Genomic DNA, 20,869 nt, shown 5'->3' with positions numbered 1-20,869 from the left:
TGGTTAGATTTAACTAACCTTGCCGTGACAAAAGGATATCATAGTTTGTCATGACTGTCAACCCCTGATTTGAAATTTTTTCAGAAAATTTTTGAGGGCGGAAAATCCTCGATTTTCCTCTTGCTTTTTATGAGGATGCTTGTTATTATAGGAGCGAGCTGTTGGGCACAGGGAGGTACCTGCGCACCGGCAGCCGCCAAAAAGGCGCTGGGGGAGACCAGCGCCTTACCCCCAAACAAATGCCTTGGATGCCGTGGGAAATGTACGGCTTTTTCTGGGCATAATAGTTAGATACTGCTAACTGAGCGGTGTCTGCCAATGGAAGGAGCAAGGAGGTTCCAATGATCAATTTTGAAGAATGGGAAGGCTTTGAGGGCCGTATCTGGAAAGAGGAAGTCAACGTCCGCGACTTTATCCAGAAGAACTACACCCCGTACGATGGCGACGAGTCTTTCCTGGCTGGTCCCACGGAGGCTACCAATAAGCTGTGGGGTACCCTGCAGAAGCTGCAGAAAGAAGAGCGCGCCAAGGGCGGCGTGCTGGATATGGAGACGGAAGTGGTCAGCAGCCTGACCGCTTACGGCCCTGGCTACATTGATGAGAGCCTGAAAGACCTGGAGCAGATCGTCGGCTTGCAGACCGACAAGCCTCTGAAGCGCGCCTTTATGCCCTACGGCGGCATCAAGATGGCAGAGCAGGCCTGCACCACCTACGGCTACCAGCCCAGCGAGGAGCTGCACAAGATCTTTACCGATTACACCCGCACCCACAACCAGGCCGTTTTCGACGCTTACACCCCGGAGATGAAGAAAGCACGCCACACCCACATCATCACCGGCCTGCCCGACACCTACGGCCGCGGCCGTATCGTGGGCGACTACCGCCGTGTGGCCCTGTATGGCATCGACGCCCTGATCCGGTTCAAGCAGGAGGATCTGGCCAACTGCGGCGACGGCACCATGACCGATGACGTCATCCGCCTGCGCGAGGAGATCGCCCGCCAGATCAGCGCCCTCAAGGGCATGAAGAAGATGGCCGAGGCCTACGGCTACGACATCTCCCAGCCCGCAAAGAACGCAAAAGAGGCCTGCCAGTGGCTGTACTTCGGCTACCTGGCCGCCATTAAGACCCAGAACGGCGCTGCTATGAGCGTGGGCCGCATCTCCACGTTCCTGGATATCTATATCCAGCGCGATCTGGACAACGGCACCTTGACCGAGAGCCAGGCACAGGAGCTCATCGACCACATGGTCATGAAGTTCCGGATGGTCAAGTTTGCCCGTATCCCCAGCTACAACCAGCTGTTCTCCGGCGACCCCGTCTGGGCAACGCTGGAAGTGGGCGGCATCGGGATGGATGGCCGCAGCATGGTCACCAAGAACTGCTACCGCTTCCTCCACACGCTGGAGAACATGGGCCCCGCTCCGGAGCCCAACCTGACCGTGCTGTACTCCTCCGCCCTGCCGGAGAACTTCAAGAAGTACGCCGCCAAGGTGTCCATCAACACCAGCTCTGTCCAGTACGAGAACGACGACGTCATGAAGCCCGTCTGGGGCGATGACTACTCCATCTGCTGCTGCGTGTCCGCCACCCAGACCGGCAAGGAGATGCAGTTCTTTGGTGCACGCGCCAACCTGGCAAAGTGCCTGCTGTACGCCATCAACGGCGGTGTGGATGAGAAGAGCCACGAGCAGTGCGGCCCCAACTACGCCCCCATCACCGGCGAGTATCTGAACTATGACGAGGTGCTGCCCAAGTATGTCCAGATGCTGGACTGGCTGGCCGGCCTGTACGTCAACGTGCTGAACCTGATCCAGTATATGCACGATAAATATTACTACGAGGAAGCCGAGATGGCGCTCATCGACACCGATGTTCGCCGCACCTTTGCCACCGGCATTGCAGGCTTCTCCCACGTCATCGACTCCCTGAGCGCCATCAAGTACGCCAAGGTCAAGGCGGTGCGTGATGAGAACGGTCTGGCCACCGGCTTTGAAGTGGAAGGCGATTTCCCCAAGTACGGCAACGACGATGACCGTGCCGATGAGATCGGTGTCTGGCTGCTGAAGACTTTCCTCGAAATGATCAAGAAGCGCCACACCTACCGCAACTCCGAGGCGACCACCTCCATCCTGACCATCACTTCCAACGTGGTCTACGGCAAGTACACCGGCGCTCTGCCCGATGGCCGTGCCGCGTTCACCCCGTTTGCACCCGGCGCCAACCCCAGCTACGGCGCGGAGCAGAACGGCCTGCTGGCCTCTCTGAACTCCGTGGCCAAGCTGCCCTACCACTGGGCACTGGACGGCATCTCCAACACCCAGACCATCAACCCCGATGCCCTGGGCCACAGCGAGGGCGAGCGTGTGGAGAACCTGGTGCAGGTCATGGACGGCTACTTCGATCAGGGCGCGCACCACCTCAACGTCAACGTCTTTGGCAAGGAGAAGCTGCTGGACGCCATGGAGCACCCCGAGAAAGAGGAGTATGCAAACTTCACCATCCGCGTCTCCGGCTATGCGGTCAAGTTCATTGACCTGACCCGTGAGCAGCAGATGGACGTCATCTCCCGTACCTGCCATGCCGCTCTGTAACCTCATCGGCCACGTCCACTCGCTGGAGTCTTTCGGCTCGGTGGACGGGCCTGGTGTGCGGTTCGTGGTGTTTTTGCAGGGCTGCGCGCTCCGCTGCAAATACTGCCACAACCCCGAGACCTGGGCCTGTGAGGGAGGCGAAGAGTATACTCCGGAAGCATTATTCCAGAAAGTATACCGCTACCGGAACTATTGGGGCAAAAAAGGCGGCGTGACCGTCAGCGGCGGCGAGCCGCTGCGCCAGATGGAGTTTCTGACCGCGTTCTTTCAGCTGGCCCGCAAAAAGGGCGTCCACACCGCGCTGGACACCGCCGGGCAGCCGTTCCGCCCCGAGGACCCGGAGTACCTCGCCGCGTTCGACACCCTGATGGCCTCCACCAGTCTGGTGATCTTAGACCTGAAAGAGATCGACCCCGAAAAGCACCGCCAGCTCACGGGCAAAGACAATGCCAACATCCTTGCCATGGCAAGGCGTGTCTCGGACTTGGGCGTCCCGCTCTGGATCCGCCACGTGCTGGTGCCCGGCCTGACCGACGACGAAGAGGGTCTGCGCAGGACCGCGGACTTCATCGCGTCCCTCAAGACTGTGCAGCGGGTGGAGGTGCTGCCCTACCACACACTGGGGCTTTTCAAATGGGAAAAGCTCGGCATCCCGTACCCCCTGCCCGATGCGGTCCCGCCCACGGCGGAACAGGTCAAGCGGGCAGAGGAACTGCTGGAAGTAAGCAGGTACCCCGGCTGAAAAAAGAAATAAAACAACAACCCCCTTTCGAGTCAGCCTCGAAAGGGGGTTGTTGTTTAGCAACTCTTTCGATAACCCAGCAGCGCTCCCACCTGATTGGCTTCGTTGTGGAAGCGGCAGGGGACGATGGCCGGGCGGGGCAGGCTGCGGGCCTGCTCCTCGCTGTAGGGGTGGCCGATGATAATTTCCTGCTCGTAGATGTCGTTCAGCATCCGGAGCAGCAGGGGCTGGCGGCTGATGCCGCCGCCGATGGCGACCACCTCTAAGTCCAGCAGGACGGTCAGGTTGTAGATCTGGACGTCCACGGCTTTGCAGAGGCGGTGGAGCACTTCCAGCGCTTCCGGCTCCCTGGCGTTGGCGGCTTCAAAAAAGATCCGGCCGTTGAGCGGGGCGTCCTCCGGCAAATTTTTGCGGGCGCGGTACCAGCGCAGCAGGTTGGTGACACTGCACTGCAGCGCCACCGTTTTATCGCCGTTGCGCCAGTCATCTGCATTGGTGTGGAGGTAGCTGTATTCCCCAGCCGTGCAGTGGATGCCCCGTACCAGCTGTCCGTTAATGACCAGACCGCCGCCCACTCCGGTGCCGATGACAAAGACAGCGCCGTTGGTGCAGCCTTTCAGGGCTCCCTGCTGCAGTTCTGCGATGGCGGCAGCCTTGCCGTCGTTCTCCAAAAAGACCCGGCAGCCGCACCGTGCGCTCAGCAGCGGCCCGACGGGGGTGCCGATATTGTAGAGAAGGGAGGGTGCCCCGCCGCCCCGCACGACGCCATGCTCGGCATCAATGAAGCCGGGCAGGCTCATGGCAATGCCGTCCACCTCCGCTGCGTGGGGGCGATAGAGCGCCTCCAGCGTGGCGAGAAAGTGCTCCTGCGTGTCGCCCGGGGTGGGGACGCTGCCCGCATCCGCCCGGTTCAGCTGCTCGTCCATCACCGAGTATTTGATCTCAGTGCCGCCTACGTCAAAGACCATAACTTTCATACCCGCTGCCTCCTGTCTGTATTGCTTTCATTATGACAGAAAACAAACGAAACGTCAATAAACAAAAAACCCGCACTGCGGCAAAGCAAAGCGCAGCGCGGGAACGTGGATAGCGTTTTAAATTTTAGCGGGCCACAGTGTACTTGTGCAGGGTCTTGCGGACTGCGCCGTTGCCAGCGTACAGCTCCTTGACCATGCCCTCGATCTTCTCGCCCAGGCCGACAGCGTACAGATCAACACCGAAGACATCGGCACGGCTGTACAGCTTCTTCAGGCAGCTGAAGTCCTGCTCGCCCTCTTTGACTTCCAGAGGAGCGACGATGGCCTGCAGCTCAGCCAGCAGCGGATCGGGAGAGATCTCAAACGGCTTGCCGTTGTCGTCCACACCCTTGAGGTAGCGGGCGTAACCGGCCAGCACCAGCGGGATCAGCACCAGATTGCTCTTGTCCAGGCCGCGGGCCTCGTAAGCCTTGATGGTCTCGCCAAAGCGGATGGCCAGCTTCTGAGAGGTATCGGTTGCGATACGCTGGGGAGCGTCCGGCATGAACGGGTTGGGCAGACGGCGGTTGATGACAGCGCCGATGAACTCATAGGGGTTCAGGACACCCGGATCGACGACGACGGGCATTGCCTCGATATAGCCGATCTTCTGGATGAAGCTGCGCAGGTCCTCGTCTGCCATCTCAGCAGAGATGAGGGTGTAATCCAGCATGCAGCCATAGATGGACATGGCAGTGTGCAGCGGGTTGAGGCAGGTGCAGACTTTCATCTTCTCGATCTTGTCCACAGTCTCGCGGTCGCAGTACAGCACGCCGCCCAGCTCCAGCGGGGGACGACCATTGGTGTAGTGATCCTCGATGCAGAGGTACTGGGTCTCCTCGGCGTTGACAAACGGAGCGGTAAAGGTGTGCTTCTCGGTGACGATGGTGTAGTTGTCCTCAAAGCCGTCGTCAGCCAGCATCTGCTGCACCTTGGCGTCCGGGCGCGGGGTGATCTTGTCGATCATGCTCCAGGGGAACGTGATCTTGGTCTCGTCCTGCACATAAGCCAGGAACTCAGCGGGGACCAGGCCCTGCTCTGCCCACTTGGAAGCGTAAGCCAGAACCGCACTCTTGACCTTATCGCCGTTGTGAGAGCAGTTGTCCATGCTCTGCACGGTCAGGGGCAGTTTGCCTGCCTTGAAGCGCTCGTACAGCAGAGCGGTGACCTTGCCCATGGCCAGCACGGGGGTCAGGCCGCGCTCCAGGTCAGCGGGAGCAACGCCGTAGCCTTTCTCCGTGATGGTGAAAGAGATCATCTGCAGGCTGGGGTTCTGGAAGATCTCGACCAGACGTGCCCAGTCAGCGCCGAACGAGTAATCGGCTTTCAGGCTCTCGGTGACGGAAGCGATGACTTTTTTCTCGATGTCGCCGGTAGACTTCAGGCAGACCAGCAGGCTGAGGTTATCATAGGGCTGGTAAGCCTTGTCGATGATCTCGTAGTCAAAGCTCTCGGCCACGATGACGCCGCGGTCATACTTGCCGCTGTTCAGAGCCTCGTTGAGGATGGCAGCCGGGAAAGCGCGGAAGATGTTGCCGGCACCAAAGTGCACCCAGGTGGGTTCTGCATGGGTCTTGGCCTTGACAGCCTCGACATCAAACTTGGGCAGCTCATAGCCTTTTTCCGCCCACTCAGCGGACAGATTGCCGTTCTTAATATCAGATAGCTTCATTGTAATCAGCCTTTCTTTTTCTCTTCATCCAGACGGTCCAGCAGATCCCAGACGCCCAGCATGTACTGGATGCCCAGGGCACGGTCATACTTGCCGTAGCCGGGGCGGCAGTTGCCGGGGCCCTCTTCCCACAGCTGACGGCCGTGGTCGGGGCGGATGTAGCCCTCAAAGCCGCAGTCATGGTAGGCGCGCAGGATCTCGATGATGCCGGTCTCGCCGCAGCAGTCGCGGTGAGCAGCCTCGGAGAAATCGCCGTTGGGGAAGTGGTGGATGTTGCGGATGTGAGCAAACGCGATGCGGTCGCAGTGCTTGCGCACGATCTCAGCCACGTTGTTGTTGGGGTTGGCGTTCAGGCTGCCGGAGCACAGGGTCAGGCAGTTGTACTCGTCGTCCACCATGCTCAGGAAGCGGTCGATGCTCTCAGCATCCACCAGCAGGCGGGGCAGGCCGAAGATATCCCAAGGGGGATCGTCCATGTGGATGGCCATTTTGATGTCGCACTCGCGGCAGGTGGGCATCAGTGCTTCCAGGAAGTACTTCAGGTTCTCCCACAGCTTCTCCTTGGTGACAGGAGCGTAAGCCTTGAACAGCTCGTCCAGCTTTGCCATGCGCTCAGGCTCCCAGCCGGGGAACGTCATGTGGTACTTCTCGGTAAAGGACATGATGTAATCGGCCATGGCCTTGTAGTCATCCTGGATCATGTCTTTCTGGTAGAACAGAGCCGTGGAACCATCACCGACGGGGTGGAACAGGTCGGTACGGGTCCAGTCAAAGATGGGCATGAAGTTGTAGCAGATGACCTTGACACCGAACTTGGACAGGTTGCGGATGCACTGCTTGTAGTTCTCGATGTACTTGTCGCGGGTGGGCAGGCCGATCTTGATGTCGTCGTGGACGTTGACAGACTCAACAACGTCCATATCGAAGCCGTAAGCGTGGATCTGATCGGCGACTTTCTGGATCTCGTCGATCTCCCAGATCTCGCCGGGCATCTTGTTGTGCAGCGCCCAGACGATGCTGGTCACGCCAGGGATCTGCTTGATGTCGCTGAGGGTGATGGGATCGTTGCCCTCACCATACCAGCGCCAACCCATTTTCATAGGCATAGTGGAATCCTCCTTGTGTGGCTATGCGGTGTTGCTTTGCTTTCTCACACCCTTGGCGGAACGCCATGGTGCATTCTCATCCATATTCTAATATATCAGTTGAGACTTGACAATTGACATTTTGACTTTTTTTAGAGTTTTTTCTTGTATACTTTAGACAAAAAGACGGCTGAAATGGATTTTGCATCCATTTTCAGTCGTCTTTGTGTAAATTTTAACGTTATTTTACTCTTCCGTGAAGTAATCCGGGTGGCGCTGACGGGCCTGCTCCACACTGAGCCTGTAGCGGTTGAGGTGGTCGGACAGAGCCCGGCTCACATCCTCCTCCGAGCCGTGGAGCACGGCTTCCAGGATGCGGGTGTGGGCGGCGCAGACGGATTTGTTCTCGTCGGTCTGGAGGCTGAACTTGCGCAGCCGCTCAATGTGCTGGAACGTGGAGAGCATGTGGTCAAAATGTTCCTCCATGCCGCACAGCGTAAAAGCCATCCGGTGGAACGCGTTGTCCAGATCCAGCATCCGGATCTCCCGGCGCTCGGCCCCGGGCTCCCGCTCCAGCTGGCGGTAGCTCTCGATATTAAAGCGGTAGGCCTCCTCCTGTTCCGGGGTCAGGGTGCCGCGGATGCGGTTGAGCATCTCTTTTTCCAGCGTGAAGCGGGAAAACTGCTCCATCTCCATCAGCTTGAGGTCGATGGGGGCCACATGGGTGCCGCTCTGGGGTTTGATCGTGACCATGTGCGCGATGTTGAGCATGATGAGCGCTTCCCGCATGGGGGTGCGGCTGATGCCCAGCTCCTGGGCCAGCTCCCGGTCGTTCAGCTCGTCGCCGGGTTTGAGCTCCATTGTAATGATCCGGCTCCGGATGGTCTCGTAAGCCACTTCGCGTGCACTCCGTACTGCCATGGCGTTTCTCTCCCCTCGGTAATATATCAGTTCGTTTTTTCAATTGTACCCGGGCGGAAACGCTTCGTCAAGAGGAATGCAGGGAAAAGTTGCACAGTCTTTATATTCCTTTTTTGGGCTTCCGGTACAGTACCGGTACCCACACGGCCACCAGCGCCAGACCGCAGACCACATCCACGATGGAATGCTGTTTTGTGAAGACCGTGGAAGCGCAGATGAGCAGCGCCCAGCCCCAGGCCAGCACTTTCAGGCCGGGGCGGTCTTGGGCCAGCTTGCTGCGGGAGAACGCCAGCGCCATGCAGCCGGAGCTCTGGCAGTGGATGGAGGGGCAGACGTTGACGGAAGCGTCCGCGTTCCAGAGCATCTGCATGATCCGCATGGCGATGTTGTCCCGGCCAATGGCCTCCGCCGTGGGGCGGATGTCCAGTCCGTTGGGCAGTACCATATATAAAATGAGGCAGAACGTCATGCCCGAGAACATCATCAGGCAGAGCTTGTCATAGCTGGCGGTGTCGTACCACCAAAGCAGGGCCGTGACGCCCGCCAGCAGGAAGAACCAGCTGCAATAGGGGAAGACGAACCACTCGCAGAACGGGATGAGATCGTCCAGCGGGGCGTGGATGATGTACTTGGGGTTTTTAACGGTCAGATCCAGCCAGAAAAACCAGATGAGGTAGACCACCCAGTAGAGCTGGAACCAGAGGTGCGGTTTCAGATTTTTGCGCAAAGGATTGGAATGCATGTGTTTTCTCCTATAATTTTTATGAATGAACGCTTTATTTTACCACAAAGCGTCGTCTTGCGCAAATCCATTTCCTGTTATAGAATAGGGGGGAAAGAGAAGAGCATTCACTTAAAAGGAGATTCTATGCCTGAGATTCGTATTGCTGCCCTGGATCTGGACGGCACGCTGCTGAGCCGTAAGAATACCGTTACCCCCGCCACCCGGCAGGCCATTGCCGACGCGGTGGCCCGGGGCGTTGTGGTGCTGCCCGCCACAGGACGTGCCCTGGCCAACCTGCCGCCGCTGGTGGCCCAACTGCCCGGGGTCCGCTATGCCATCACCTCCAACGGGGCTGCCGTCTGGGACCTGGGTACCGACCCGCTGGGCGCGGTCTACAGCCGCTATTCCGACGCGGAAACGCGCCAGACCAGCGAGCCCGCCTGCCTTGTCCGGCGGCTCTTCCCGGTGGAAAAGGCCCGGGAGGTGTTCGGGCTGTATCAGGAATTCGAGGGTTCCTTGAGCGTGTTCAGCGATGGCCGGGTCATCCGGGACCATTTGGCGCAGGAGCGGATGGGGCATCACCTGCGCCGCCTGCTCAGCCTCTCCACCGAGGCAAAGCAGCCCAACGACGGCCGGTTCCACATCGTGCGGGACACGGCGGAGTGGATGAGCCGCCACGCCCATGAGATCGAGAAATTCTGCATGTTCTTTGAGAACGCGGAAGCGGCCGAGGCGGCCCTGCCACGGTTCTATGCGCTGGAAGGCGTGGAAGTGGTGCAGGGCTCCCCGGACAACATTGAGGTCACGGCCAAAGGCGTGGACAAGGGCAGCGCCCTGCTGGCCCTGGCCGACCGGCTGGGCATCCCCCATGAATGCACATTGGCCGTGGGCGACAGCGACAATGACCGCGCCATGCTGGAAAAGGCAGGCGTGGCCGCTGTGATGGCCAATGGGATGGAGCGTGTGAAACAGCTGGCCGACATCGTGAGCGAAAACGACTGTGACCAGGACGGCGTGGCCGAGATCTTTGCCCGGCTTTCGGTCTGAACAGCGTCCGAAAACGCAAAAATAACAGCAAGTTCCCCGCCGGAGAGCGCCAGGACAGGTGCTCTTCGGCATTTTTGTGCAATGTATACAAGGTCTTATGCAAAACATTGTGCTTGTTGAGCATTACCAAACGCCCCGCCGTCGTTTATACTAATAATACGAACGTATGGTGGGGCGAAGTGTGCCTGTGAGGCCTGCACCCCATTCCCAGAGAGTTAAAATAAAAGGAGAAATGCGTTATGAATCCCATCGTAGAAAAGGTCTATCAGATCGGCATTATCCCTGTTATCGCCTTTAACAGCGTGGACGAGGCCCTGCCCCTGTGCAAGGCTCTGGCCGAGGGCGGTCTGCCCGCAGCCGAGGTCACTTTCCGCACCGCGTGTGCTGAGGAGTGCATCCGCAAGATCCACGACGAGATGCCCGAGATGCTGCTGGGCGCCGGCACTGTCCTGACCTGTGAGCAGGCTGACCGCGCTATGGCTGCTGGCGCTTCTTTCATCGTTGCTCCCGGCTTTGACCCCGAGGTCTGCAAGCACGTGATCGACAAGGGCGGCATCATGATGCCCGGCACCTGCTCCGCAGGCGAGATGCAGCAGGCGATGAACCTGGGCTGCGAGGCTCTGAAGTTCTTCCCCGCCGAGGCAAACGGCGGTGTCGGCATGCTGAAGAACATCGGCGCTGCCCTCAAGGGCGCGCGCTGGATGTGCACCGGCGGTGTCAATGCCAAGAACGTCAACGATTACCTGGGCTATGACCAGATCTTCGCTGTGGGCGGCACCTGGATGTGCAAGAGCGATGTCATCAAGGCTGGCGACTGGGCTAAGATCACCGCGCAGAGCAAGGAAGCCGTTGACACCATGCTGGGCCTGAAGCTGCACCATGTCGGCGTCAACACCGGCAACGAGGAAGAGGCCATGAAGGTCGCCAACCTCATCGGCAGCCTGCTGAACATGAAGGTCGCCCCGGGCAACTCCAGCATCTTCGTGGGCAACAAGGAGTTCGAGATCATGAAGAAGCCGGGCCGCGGCACCAATGGCCACATCGCCATCGGCTGCAACAACGTCGATCGCGCGATCTATCACCTGACCCAGCGCGGCGCCAAGTTCGATCTGGACAGCAAGGTCGTCAAGAATGGCAAGACCACTGCCTGCTACTTTGCAGACGAGATCGGCGGCTTCGCATTCCACCTCGTTCAGGCCTGAGTTTAAATTTGTCACGTCCTGCCGCCCCGGGAGCGCCCTGCGGCGGGTCATATAAAACACCCTCAAATTAAAAGGAGATACTACAATGAAAGTTGTTACTTTTGGCGAGCTGATGGTCCGTCTGCAGCCGTTCAACTACGAGCGTTTCGTTCAGGCTAACAGCCTGGAGTTCACCTTTGGCGGCGGCGAGGCCAACGTTGCTGTTTCTCTGGCTAACTACGGCCTGGATGCAGCTTTCGTCACGAAGCTCCCCGCACACGCGATCGGCCAGGCAGCCATCAACAGCCTGCGCCGCTATGGCGTTGACACCAGCATGATCGTCCGTGGCGGCGACCGCGTTGGCATCTACTACAACGAGAAGGGCGCTTCTCAGCGCGGTTCCGTCTGCATCTATGACCGTGCCAACAGCGCGATCCAGCTGGCTCAGCCCGCTGACTTCAACTGGGACAAGATCTTTGAGGGTGTGGATTGGTTCCACTTCACCGGCATTACCCCGGCTCTGGGCGCAAATGTCGTTGAGATCTGCCTGGAGGCTTGCAAGGCTGCTAAGGCTCGCGGCGTGAAGATCAGCTGCGACCTGAACTACCGTGGCAAGCTGTGGACCCGCGACCAGGCTCGCGAGGCCATGACCAAGCTGTGCGAGTACGTTGACGTCTGCATCTCCAACGAGGAGGACGCAAAGGACGTCTTCGGCATCGAGGCTGAGGCTACCGACATCTACGGCGGCAAGCTGAACGCTGAGGGCTACAAGAGCGTTGCAAAGCAGCTGGCTGACAAGTTCCACTTCGAGAAGGTCGCGATCACCCTGCGTGAGAGCCACAACGCTTCCGAGAACGGCTGGAGCGCAATGCTGTACGATGTTGCTTCCAACGAGTACTGCTTCTCCAAGAAGTATGAGCTGAAGATCATCGACCGTGTTGGCGGCGGTGACTCTTTCGGCGGCGGCCTGATCTACGCTCTGCTGACCGGCAAGAGCACTCAGGATGCTGTTGAGTTCGCTGTTGCTGCTTCCGCTCTGAAGCACTCCATCGAGGGCGACTACAACATGATGACCGTTTCTGAGGTCGAGAAGCTGGCCGGCGGCGACGGTTCCGGCCGTATCCAGCGCTAAGAAACTGGGAAAGGGAGGGCCTCCTCATGGATATCCGCTACTCCTGCAACCAGAAAGACTTCAAGCGCTACACCACCGAGGAAACGCGCGACGAAATGCTCATCACCGGCCTGTACAAGGCCGATGAGGTCGTGGCCGTTTACAGCCATGTGGACCGGATGGTCACGCTGGGCTGTATGCCGGTGCACGAGACCGTGTCCATCGACAAGGGCATTGACGTCTGGGCCAACTTTGGCACCCATTATTTCCTCGAACGCCGCGAGATCGGCATGTTCAACATTGGCAAGGACTCCACGGGCATCGTGGTGGCCGACGGTGTGAAGTATGAGCTGGGCTACAAGGACTGCCTCTACATCACCAAGGGCACCAAGGAAGTCACCTTTGCTTCCGCGGACCCCGAGCACCCCGCCAAGTTCTACATGGTGTCCGCTCCGGCACATTGCTCTTACGAGACCCGCCTCATCAAGATGGCCGATGCGAACCATCGTCCTCTGGGCAGTGTCGAGACCTGCAATAAGCGCACCATCAATCAGTTCATCCACCCGGATGTGCTGAAGACCTGCCAGCTGAGCATGGGGATGACCGAGCTGGAGCCGGGTTCCAACTGGAACACGATGCCCAGCCACACCCATGAGCGCCGGATGGAGATCTACACCTACTTTGAGCTGCCCGAGGGACAGGTCGTGTTCCACATGTGCGGTGAGCCTACCCAGACCCGCCACATCGTGATGCACAACGAAGATGCTGTTATCAGCCCCTCCTGGAGCATCCACAGCGGTGTGGGCACCTCCAACTACACGTTCATCTGGGCAATGGGCGGCGAGAACATGGAGTTTGACGACATGGACAACATCGCTACCACCGACCTGCGCTAAAAGCACCTTTTAAGGCCCTGTACCAAGGAAAACTCGGTACGGGGCTTTTTTCAAAAACGACCTGTGAACACGAAAGGAGAACTTGAACATGGATCTTTCTGCATTTGATCTGAAAGGCAAAGTTGCCCTCATCACCGGCGGTGCCCACGGCATCGGCTTCTCCATCGCGGTGGGCATGGCCTCCTGCGGCGCGACTGTCTGCTTCAACTGCTCCAACGAGGGCAGCCTGGAAAAAGGCCTGGCCGCTTACAAAGAGGCTGGCGTGGACGCCCACGGCTATGTGGCCGACGTGACCGATGAGGCCGCTGTGAACGCCATGGTGGCCAAGATCAAGGAAGAGGTCGGCCCTGTGGACATCCTGGTCAACAATGCCGGCCTGATGAAGCGCGTGCCCATGATCGAGATGAGCCACACCGATTTCCTGCGGGTCATCGATGTCCACGTCGGCGGCGCGTTCAACTGCTCCAAGGCTGTTCTGCCCGATATGATCGCAAAGCGCGAGGGCAAGATCATCAACATCTGCTCCATGATGAGCGAGCTGGGCCGTGAGACGGTTTCCGCCTACGCTGCCGCCAAGGGCGCCCTGAAGATGCTGACCCGCAACATTGCTTCCGAGTACGGCGAGTACAACATCCAGTGCAACGGCATGGGCCCCGGCTACATTGCCACCGCCCAGACTGCTCCCCTGCGCGAGATCCAGCCCGATGGCAGCCGCCACCCGTTCGACACGTTCATCTGCGCCAAGACCCCCGCAGGCCGCTGGGGCGACCCGGAGGACATGGTGGGCCCCTGCGTCTTCCTGGCCTCCCATGCTTCGGACTTCGTCAATGGCCAGATCCTCTACGCCGACGGCGGCATCCTGGCTTACATCGGCAAGCAGCCCAAGTAAAAATATCAAAATAACAAAACAGAGAGCAAAAGCCCTGCGGGATTCCGCGGGGCTTTTGCTCTCTATTCCGGTGTTATCAAATAATAATGCCGTCGCAGTGGTCGATCTCGTGCTGGATGATCTGTGCCGTCCAGCCGGTGAACGTTTTGACGCGGGTCTGGAATTTTTCGTTCTGCCACTGCACTTTGATGGTCTGCCAGCGCTTTGCGGGCCGGGTGCCGATGAGGGAAAGGCAGCCCTCTTCGGTATCATAAGGATCGGTCTTTTTGAGGATGACCGGGTTGAATAGGACGAGGTATGTGTCCTGGTTCTCAACTGCGATGATGCGTTTGCTGACACCAATCATATTGGCGGCCATGCCGACACAGCCGTCCTGGTGCGCGATCAGCGTCTCCAAAAGGTCGTGCGCAACGGGCAGGTCTTCGGGCGTGGCGAGTTCCGACTTCCGGGCGAGAAAAAGCTCGTCTTTGCAGATGTTGCGAATCATAAATAGTCCTCCATCATTTGGACATGATCGTGAAAAGAGGCCGCTGCGTTACCACAGCGGCCTCTTTCTGGCTGAGAATCAGGTGGGATGACACTCCCCACATCTCCTGACAATGGGCGACGGCTGCCTGTTCCGTCCTCTGGTTCTCACGTTTCTTTATCGGAGTGGCGAGACTCGAACTCGCGGCCTCCTGCTCCCAAAGCAGGCGCGCTACCAACTGCGCAACACCCCGGCGGGAATACCACAATAGTATACCTTTTTTTGCGGGGTTCGTCAATCCCGGTGAGGGATTTTTTGTGCGGCCTCAGCCCTTGGTGCCGCAGCCGCCGCAGCCCTCGTTGGCGGAGGGCAGGCTCTGGGCCAGCTGCTCCAGGGTGACGCTGTCGATGTACTGGTTGATGACATCGTCCAGGCCGGACCAGAAAGGCAGGGTGAAGCACTGTTCGGACATGGGGCACTCGTTGGTCTCGCTGCCCAGGCAGGGGATGGGGGCGACACTGCCCTCGATGGCGCGCAGGATCTCCCCGGCGGTGTAATCGGCAGGAGTTTTGGTCAGGCGATAGCCGCCCTGGCTGCCACGCTCGCTCTTGACAAGGCCCATCCGGGCCAGCGGAGTGACGATCTGCTCCAGATATTTCAAGCTCAGGTTCTGACGCTCGCTGATCTCTTTCAGGGAAACGGTGGTGCCGGGGGCGTAGCGTGCCAGCTCGGCCATCAGACGCAGGGCATAACGACTTTTGGTGGAAAATTTCATAAGTGTTCTCTCCTTGGTTGTCTTATCCTAGTATAACACGAGGGTTTGGATTTGAAAAGCGAAAAGCACGTTTTCTCTTGTATAAACAAAAAATGTCTGTTATCATATAATAGAGAAAGTATGACATTGAGGAGATGAAACAATGATCGAGAAGATCGATGCCGGCGCGGCCATCCGCCTGCTGGATGCGGGCAAGGCGGTGGCGGTGGACGTCCGGGAGCCGGACGAGTACGCGGTGGGACACATCCCGGGAGCAAAGCTGCTCCCGCTGGGCGAGGTCAACAGCCGGGCGGCTGAGGTGCTGCCGGAGAAAGAAGCAACCTGGCTGGTCTACTGCCGCACGGGCCGCCGCAGCGCGGAGGCGGTGCAGAAGCTGGACGCGCTGGGCTACAGCAACCTGTATGATCTGGGCGGCATCCTGAGCTGGCCCTATGAGATCGAGGGAGACTTTGAAGGACACTTTTAAATCAGAAAAATAAAAAGAAACGAGGTCGGGCAACATGGCATTCAAGGCAAAAGCGTTCGCGGGCAGCCACTGCGGCTGCCGCTACCAGCAGGACTACCGCCCCACTCTGGGCCGGGACGGCAAAAAAGAGTCCGGCACGCTGGAGGTCATCAAGTTCTACTATGATGGTGCCATCCGGATGGAGCAGCACTGCTACGGTGAGGCCGCAACATTCGTCTTTGGCGTGTGGGCGTCCGGAATGGACCCGGACGGCACCCTCCACTGGAACCTGCCCGACCGCCGCAAGAGCTACTACGATGAGGACTATCTGCCCCAAAAGCTGGACCGGGTGGATGAGGCAGGCAACCTCTATTTTGACGGCTCGCCGTTCCCGTGGAAGCTGGCGGACGATTTTGCCGAGGATCCGCGCTGGGGCTACCCCCGCTGGAAAGTGGTGCTGGGCAAGCTGCTGGGCAAAGGCAAAGCCGAATAAAACGGCACGCCGCAGCCCACACTTTTTGCACAGACCGGCAAAATTGGGCCGGAAATGCCGCAATTTTTGCAATTCATATTGACACGGTGGGAATACTAGGGTATAAATATAGTGTCGCTCTGTGTGCATGTGGCTGGCAGCCGCGGCAGGAGAGTGTCAAAAGAGAGTATCCCGGGCGTTTGGCCCGGATTTTATCCGACGAAAGGACGGGTTTCAAATGGAAAATAAAACCTCCGGCGGCGTGCAGCCGTCTGAAAAGGTCGTCTATCTCGACAATGCCGCCACGACTGCCTGCGCACCCGAGGTGCTGGCTGTCATGGTCGAGGCCCTGAGCGGTGCCTGCGGTAACCCCAGCAGCCACTACAGCGTTGGCTACGAGGCCAAGGAGTTCGTGGACACCGGCCGCGCGCAGGTGGCCAAGGCCATCCATGCTTCCCCGGCGGAGATCTTCTTCACCGGCTGCGGCTCTGAGGCTGACAACTGGGCGGTCAAGGGCACTGCCTTTACCAAGGCACGCCAGAACAAGAAGCACCTCATCACCAGTGCGTTTGAGCACCACGCCATCATGCACAGCATGGCTTCTCTGGAGCGCCTGGGCTTTGAAGTCACCTATATCAAGCCCACCTCGGAGGGCTATATCCGCCCGGAGGACGTGGAGGCTGCCATCCGCCCCGATACCGCCCTCGTCAGCATCATGATGGCCAACAACGAGATCGGCACCATCCAGCCCATCAAGGAGATCGCTGAGGTCGCTCACAAGCATGGCGTCTGGATGCACACCGATGCCGTGCAGGCTGTGGGTGCCATCCCGGTGGACGTCAAGGAGCTGGGCGTGGATATGCTGTCCATGAGCGCTCACAAGTTCAACGGCCCCAAGGGCATGGGCGCTCTGTACTGCCGCAAAGGCATCTGGCCCCAGAATCTGATCGACGGCGGCAGCCAGGAAGCCCGCCACCGTGCAGGTACGGAGAACGTGGCCGGCATCGCTGGCATGGGCAAGGCTCTTGAAATGGCTACCACCAATATCGAGGCCCGTATGGCCCACGAGCAGGAGCTGCGTGATTACGTCATCGACCGTGTGCTCAAGAACATCCCCGAGGCCCGCCTGAACGGCGGCCGCGCCCCCCGCCTGCCCGGCAATGTCAACATCAGCTTCCCGGGCCTGGAGGGTGAGACCATCCTGCTGGATCTGGATATGCACAACATCTGCGCTTCCACTGGCTCCGCCTGCAACTCGGACAGCCTCGACCCGAGCCACGTCCTGCTGAGCATCGGTGTGCCGGAAGAGATCGGCCACGGCTCCATGCGGTTTACGTTTGGCCCGCAGAACACGATGGAAGAAGCAAAATATCTGTGCGACGTGCTGGAGGAGGTCATCCCCCGCCGCCGCGCGATGAGCTGCATGTGGTTACAGGGCCAGAACACGGCCCGTCAGTTCAGCCTGAAGGGAGAACAGTAAAAATGGCAAGTATGTATAGTGCAAAGGTCATGGAGCATTTCGCAAACCCGCACAATGTCGGCGAGCTGCCTGACGCCAACGGCGTGGGCGAAGTCGGCAACCCCAAGTGCGGCGACATCATGCGCATGTACCTGAAAATTGAGAATAATGTCATCGTGGACGTCAAGTTCCTGACGTTCGGCTGCGGCGCTGCCATCGCAACCAGCAGCATGGCGACCGACCTGATCAAGGGCAAGACCGTGGATGAGGCCCTGAAGCTGACCAACAAGGCCGTTGTCGAGGCTCTGGAAGGCCTGCCTCCCATCAAGGTCCACTGCTCTGTTCTGGCTGAGCAGGCGGTCAAGGCCGCTCTGTCCGACTACTATCGTCGTCAGGGCATCGATCCGGAACCCATCGTGGGCAAGATCGAAGAGGATTGTGACCACTGCGAGAGCTGCGGCGGCTGATCTCTGACTTTATAACATACAACGCCCTGCGGGCTGTTCACAACACTGTGAAGCACGCAGGGCGTTTTTGCTGATTCTTTTCTATCAGATTAGAGTGCCAAGCTGTCCAGCACGGCGTTGACCACGTCCAGCGGCACCTGGCCAGGGGCGCTGGCCGTGCCGGGATTGGCAAAGGTCATGGCGGAGCCAAAGGCCTCGCCGCACAGGCGGCTCACCCCGCCCAGCGCCCCCATGCTCATGGTGATGACGGGCGTTTCCGGGTGCAGGTCGGTCATCTCAGCGGTGGCGGCCAGCAGTTCCAACACATCGGCGCGGCTGCGGGGCATAACAGCCAGCTTGGGCAGGTCAGCTCCAGCCTGCTGCATGGCGGTCATCCGGCGGACAAGCTCCTCTTTGGGCGGCGTCTTCTCGAAATCGTGGCTGGAGCAGACGACGGCTATCCCGGCGGCGTGGGCCTGCGCAATGAGGGCGGGCAGTGCCTTTCGGTTGGGGAAAAACTCAATGTCCAGCAGGTCGGCACAGCCAGAGGCGCAGACCGTCGTGCAGAATGCCGCGTATTCTTCTTGGGCCAACGGCTTTTTGCCGCCCTCAGCCTGGGTGCGGAATGTGACCAGCAACAGCTTTTCGCCCAGGGCAGCCCGGAGCCCATGCAGGCAATGCACCAGAGCATTCACATCGGAAACGGCGTCGAACCAGTCGGCCCGCCATTCCACACAATCCGCTTTCAATGTGGAAAACGCGGCGGCCTTTTTCAAAATCGCCGATTCGGTGCGCTCGACGATGGGGATGATGACTTTGGGGCGGCCAGTGCCGATGCAGCAGCCGCGCAATGTAAGATTCGGCATTTTGATCTACCTCCATGCTCATGATAAATGGAATATGCGGCCCTTGTCAAGCCTGACGAGGCAAAAAGCGGAAATGCGGATTCTTTTTGGTCAAAATAGCTCTTGTGGAAATCGGAAAAATTCAGTACAATGGACGCAGAAAAAGGCAGTGTGGCCCGATGGGGGCTGCACTGCCTTTTGCGTTTGTATCGAATCGAATCGGGGGAAGTATGAATGAAAGAGGAAACTAAGATGAGAACGACAGCCCAGGTGCTGGTGGACTGCCTGGAAGCCGAGGGAGTCGATGTGATCTTCGGCATCCCGGGCGAGGAGACACTGGACCTGATGTTCGCCATCCGGGACAGCAAAATTCGTTTTATTCCGGTGCGTCATGAGCAGGGCGCGGCCTTTATGGCGGATGTCTATGGCCGTCTGACCGGGAGGGCCGGTGTCTGCCTGTCCACGCTGGGCCCCGGTGCCACCAACCTGGTCACGGGCGTGGCAGATGCTTATTTGGATGGTGCGCCGCTGGTGGCCATCACGGGGCAGGTGGGCACCGACCGGATGCAGCTGACAAGCCACCAGTATCTGGATTTGACCGCTATGTTTGAGCCCATCACCAAGCGTTCCAAACAGATCATCCGCCCGGACACGGTAGGCGAGATCGTCCGGCTGGCGTTCAAGCACGCCGAAAAAGGAAAGCCGGGTGCCACCCACATCGACCTGCCCCAGAACATCGCCAAGATGCCCGCCGACGCAGTGCCCCTCAAGCGCCAGCAGGTGCATGACCTCTATGCGGACCCAACTCATATTGCGGCGGCAGGCAAGATCATTAGCGAGGCAGAGAACCCGGTCATTCTGGTGGGCACCGGCGCGGTGCGCGCCCATGCGGCGGCCGCCATCACTGAAATGGCCGACCGCCTGCACATCCCGGTGGTCAACACCATGATGGCCAAGGGCGTTGTTCCCAAGGACGATCGGTACAGCCTGTGGACCATAGGCATCCCCCAGAAAGACTATGTCAACCAGGTGTTCGACCGGGCGGATGTGGTCATTGCCATCGGCTATGATATTGTGGAGTGCGCTCCGGCCAAGTGGGGTGCCCGCCCGGATATGACGATTGTCCACATCGACAACGCCCCGGCGGATGTCAACAAGCGATATCAGCCTGCTGTGGAAGTGGTGGGCGATATCTCTGAGAGCGTGTACGAGATCCTCCGCTGTGCTCGCCGCGGCACCGAGCCGGAGTTCGCACTGGAGCTGCGCCGTACCATGGAAGCGGAGCACGAGGCCATGACCAACGACGACAGCTGTCCCATGAAGCCTGCCCGCATCCTTGCCGATGTGCGCAAGGTCATGGGCCGCAGCGATATTCTTGTTAGTGATGTGGGTGCCCACAAAATGTGGATCGCCCGCCACTACGACTGCTATGAGCCCAACACCTGTCTGCTCTCCAACGGCTTTGCCAGCATGGGCTTCTCCATCCCGGGTGCCTTTGCCGCAAAGCTCCTCTACCCAGATAAAAAGGTGCTGGCGGTCTGCGGTGACGGCGGCTTTATGATGAACAGTCAGGAGCTGGAAACGGCCGTCCGGGAGAAAGTGCCGTTTGTGACCCTCATCTGGGAGGACTCCAGCTATGGTCTCATCAAATGGAAAGAACAGGAACAGTTTGGCGGCGAGCACTGCTATGTGGACTTCACGAACCCCGATTTCAAGATGCTGGCAGAGGCCATGCACTGCAAGGGCTACCGCGTGGAGAAAGCAGAAGACCTGATTCCGACGCTGGAAGAAGCGTTCCGGCAGGATGTGCCCAGTGTCATTGTGGTGCCTGTGGACTACAGTGAGAATATGAAGTTGTCGGAACACCTGAAAGAGGTCTACACCAAGAAACATGAAGCAATCATATAATATAAGGGAATATAGAGCGGAAAACCAGTCCTCCGGCCTGTGTTGCACGGGCAGAGGGCTGGTTCTCTTTTCATAAAAAGAAGAGTTGAAAAGAAATATGAAAAAAGCAGCAGAAAAGTGTTGACAAGAGGCCCGGTGTGTGGTATTATACTTGAGCGCCAAGCGCTGAGGCAAA

20 protein-coding genes and 1 tRNA gene are annotated in these 20,869 nt (G+C 58.9%); 12 read left to right on the top strand and 9 right to left on the bottom strand.

Translation table 11 applies throughout. From position 1 onward, the window contains the following. Positions 1-341: 341 nt before the first annotated feature. Together pflB and pflA are read left to right on the top strand one after the other, a co-directional pair. Positions 342-2,594 carry a formate C-acetyltransferase gene (pflB, locus tag C4N22_RS05915; RefSeq protein ID WP_112148345.1) on the top strand — a complete coding sequence of 751 codons (2,253 nt, stop codon included), beginning with the start codon at positions 342-344 and terminating at the stop codon, positions 2,592-2,594. Beyond that, positions 2,581-3,336, top strand: a complete 756-nt coding sequence (gene pflA / locus C4N22_RS05910; protein ID WP_112148344.1) for a pyruvate formate-lyase-activating protein — start codon at positions 2,581-2,583, stop codon at positions 3,334-3,336. The genes pflB and pflA overlap by 14 nt, the downstream gene beginning before the upstream one ends. Positions 3,337-3,392: 56 nt before the next feature. On the opposite strand, the gene C4N22_RS05905 is transcribed toward pflA, so the two are convergent. From C4N22_RS05905 to C4N22_RS05885, 5 genes are all read right to left on the bottom strand, one after another. After that, complete coding sequence (locus C4N22_RS05905; RefSeq protein ID WP_112148343.1) at positions 3,393-4,313, bottom strand: ROK family protein; 921 nt, start codon at positions 4,311-4,313, stop codon at positions 3,393-3,395. Positions 4,314-4,437: 124 nt separating this feature from the next. Beyond that, complete coding sequence (locus C4N22_RS05900; RefSeq protein ID WP_112115441.1) at positions 4,438-6,024, bottom strand: mannitol dehydrogenase family protein; 1,587 nt, start codon at positions 6,022-6,024, stop codon at positions 4,438-4,440. A 5-nt stretch (positions 6,025-6,029) separates the two neighbouring features. Then, positions 6,030-7,130 (bottom strand): mannonate dehydratase, encoded by a 1,101-nt coding sequence (gene uxuA / locus C4N22_RS05895; protein ID WP_022256166.1) that lies wholly within the window; start codon positions 7,128-7,130, stop codon positions 6,030-6,032. A 225-nt stretch (positions 7,131-7,355) separates the two neighbouring features. Beyond that, complete coding sequence (locus C4N22_RS05890; protein WP_022256165.1) at positions 7,356-8,030, bottom strand: GntR family transcriptional regulator; 675 nt, start codon at positions 8,028-8,030, stop codon at positions 7,356-7,358. Between the two features lie 100 nt (positions 8,031-8,130). Next, a complete protein-coding gene (locus tag C4N22_RS05885; RefSeq protein WP_112148342.1) occupies positions 8,131-8,772 on the bottom strand; it encodes a phosphatase PAP2 family protein in 642 nt (213 codons plus the stop codon). Between the two features lie 126 nt (positions 8,773-8,898). On the opposite strand from C4N22_RS05885, the gene C4N22_RS05880 reads away from it, so the two are divergent. The 5 genes from C4N22_RS05880 to C4N22_RS05860 all read left to right on the top strand — a co-directional run bounded on the left by C4N22_RS05880 (position 8,899) and on the right by C4N22_RS05860 (position 13,878). Continuing rightward, complete coding sequence (locus tag C4N22_RS05880) at positions 8,899-9,801, top strand: HAD-IIB family hydrolase (RefSeq protein ID WP_112148341.1); 903 nt, start codon at positions 8,899-8,901, stop codon at positions 9,799-9,801. A 239-nt stretch (positions 9,802-10,040) separates the two neighbouring features. Next, positions 10,041-11,003: a bifunctional 4-hydroxy-2-oxoglutarate aldolase/2-dehydro-3-deoxy-phosphogluconate aldolase gene (gene eda, locus C4N22_RS05875; RefSeq protein WP_112148340.1), complete on the top strand. Its 963-nt coding sequence runs from the start codon at positions 10,041-10,043 to the stop codon at positions 11,001-11,003. 85 nt (positions 11,004-11,088) lie between these two features. After that, on the top strand, positions 11,089-12,114 hold the full coding sequence (locus C4N22_RS05870; protein WP_112115437.1) for a sugar kinase: 1,026 nt from the start codon (positions 11,089-11,091) through the stop codon (positions 12,112-12,114). Between the two features lie 26 nt (positions 12,115-12,140). Beyond that, a complete protein-coding gene (gene kduI / locus C4N22_RS05865) occupies positions 12,141-12,989 on the top strand; it encodes a 5-dehydro-4-deoxy-D-glucuronate isomerase (RefSeq protein WP_022256160.1) in 849 nt (282 codons plus the stop codon). An 88-nt stretch (positions 12,990-13,077) separates the two neighbouring features. Next, positions 13,078-13,878: a gluconate 5-dehydrogenase gene (locus tag C4N22_RS05860; protein ID WP_112115435.1), complete on the top strand. Its 801-nt coding sequence runs from the start codon at positions 13,078-13,080 to the stop codon at positions 13,876-13,878. A gap of 76 nt (positions 13,879-13,954) precedes the next feature. Here C4N22_RS05860 and C4N22_RS05855 read toward each other — a convergent pair whose 3' ends face one another. From C4N22_RS05855 to C4N22_RS05845, 3 genes are all read right to left on the bottom strand, one after another. Continuing rightward, on the bottom strand, positions 13,955-14,365 hold the full coding sequence (locus C4N22_RS05855; protein WP_112148339.1) for a peptide deformylase: 411 nt from the start codon (positions 14,363-14,365) through the stop codon (positions 13,955-13,957). 159 nt (positions 14,366-14,524) lie between these two features. Continuing rightward, a tRNA-Pro gene (locus C4N22_RS05850) sits at positions 14,525-14,597 on the bottom strand. Positions 14,598-14,669: 72 nt separating this feature from the next. Continuing rightward, the gene (locus C4N22_RS05845) at positions 14,670-15,119 is read right to left on the bottom strand and encodes an RrF2 family transcriptional regulator (protein WP_022256158.1); all 450 of its coding nucleotides are present in this window, start codon (positions 15,117-15,119) and stop codon (positions 14,670-14,672) included. Positions 15,120-15,261: 142 nt separating this feature from the next. Between C4N22_RS05845 and C4N22_RS05840 the strand changes: the two genes are divergently transcribed. From C4N22_RS05840 to nifU, 4 genes are all read left to right on the top strand, one after another. After that, the gene (locus C4N22_RS05840; protein WP_112148338.1) at positions 15,262-15,585 is read left to right on the top strand and encodes a rhodanese-like domain-containing protein; all 324 of its coding nucleotides are present in this window, start codon (positions 15,262-15,264) and stop codon (positions 15,583-15,585) included. Between the two features lie 34 nt (positions 15,586-15,619). Continuing rightward, complete coding sequence (locus C4N22_RS05835; protein WP_022256156.1) at positions 15,620-16,057, top strand: hypothetical protein; 438 nt, start codon at positions 15,620-15,622, stop codon at positions 16,055-16,057. 241 nt (positions 16,058-16,298) lie between these two features. After that, positions 16,299-17,516 (top strand): cysteine desulfurase family protein, encoded by a 1,218-nt coding sequence (locus tag C4N22_RS05830; protein ID WP_112148557.1) that lies wholly within the window; start codon positions 16,299-16,301, stop codon positions 17,514-17,516. Between the two features lie 2 nt (positions 17,517-17,518). Then, entirely contained in the window at positions 17,519-17,962 is a 444-nt protein-coding gene (gene nifU, locus C4N22_RS05825; protein WP_022256154.1) for a Fe-S cluster assembly scaffold protein NifU, read from the top strand. 89 nt (positions 17,963-18,051) lie between these two features. On the opposite strand, the gene aroD is transcribed toward nifU, so the two are convergent. Next, complete coding sequence (aroD, locus tag C4N22_RS05820) at positions 18,052-18,807, bottom strand: type I 3-dehydroquinate dehydratase (protein WP_112148337.1); 756 nt, start codon at positions 18,805-18,807, stop codon at positions 18,052-18,054. 231 nt (positions 18,808-19,038) lie between these two features. Between aroD and C4N22_RS05815 the strand changes: the two genes are divergently transcribed. Next, positions 19,039-20,694, top strand: coding sequence for an acetolactate synthase large subunit (locus C4N22_RS05815; RefSeq protein ID WP_431602979.1), 1,656 nt, complete (start codon positions 19,039-19,041; stop codon positions 20,692-20,694). Positions 20,695-20,869: the final 175 nt, after the last annotated feature.

Source organism: Faecalibacterium prausnitzii, from assembly GCF_003287495.1.
Classification (GTDB): domain Bacteria; phylum Bacillota; class Clostridia; order Oscillospirales; family Ruminococcaceae; genus Faecalibacterium; species Faecalibacterium prausnitzii_I.
This window is presented reverse-complemented; position numbering and strand designations above follow the sequence as displayed.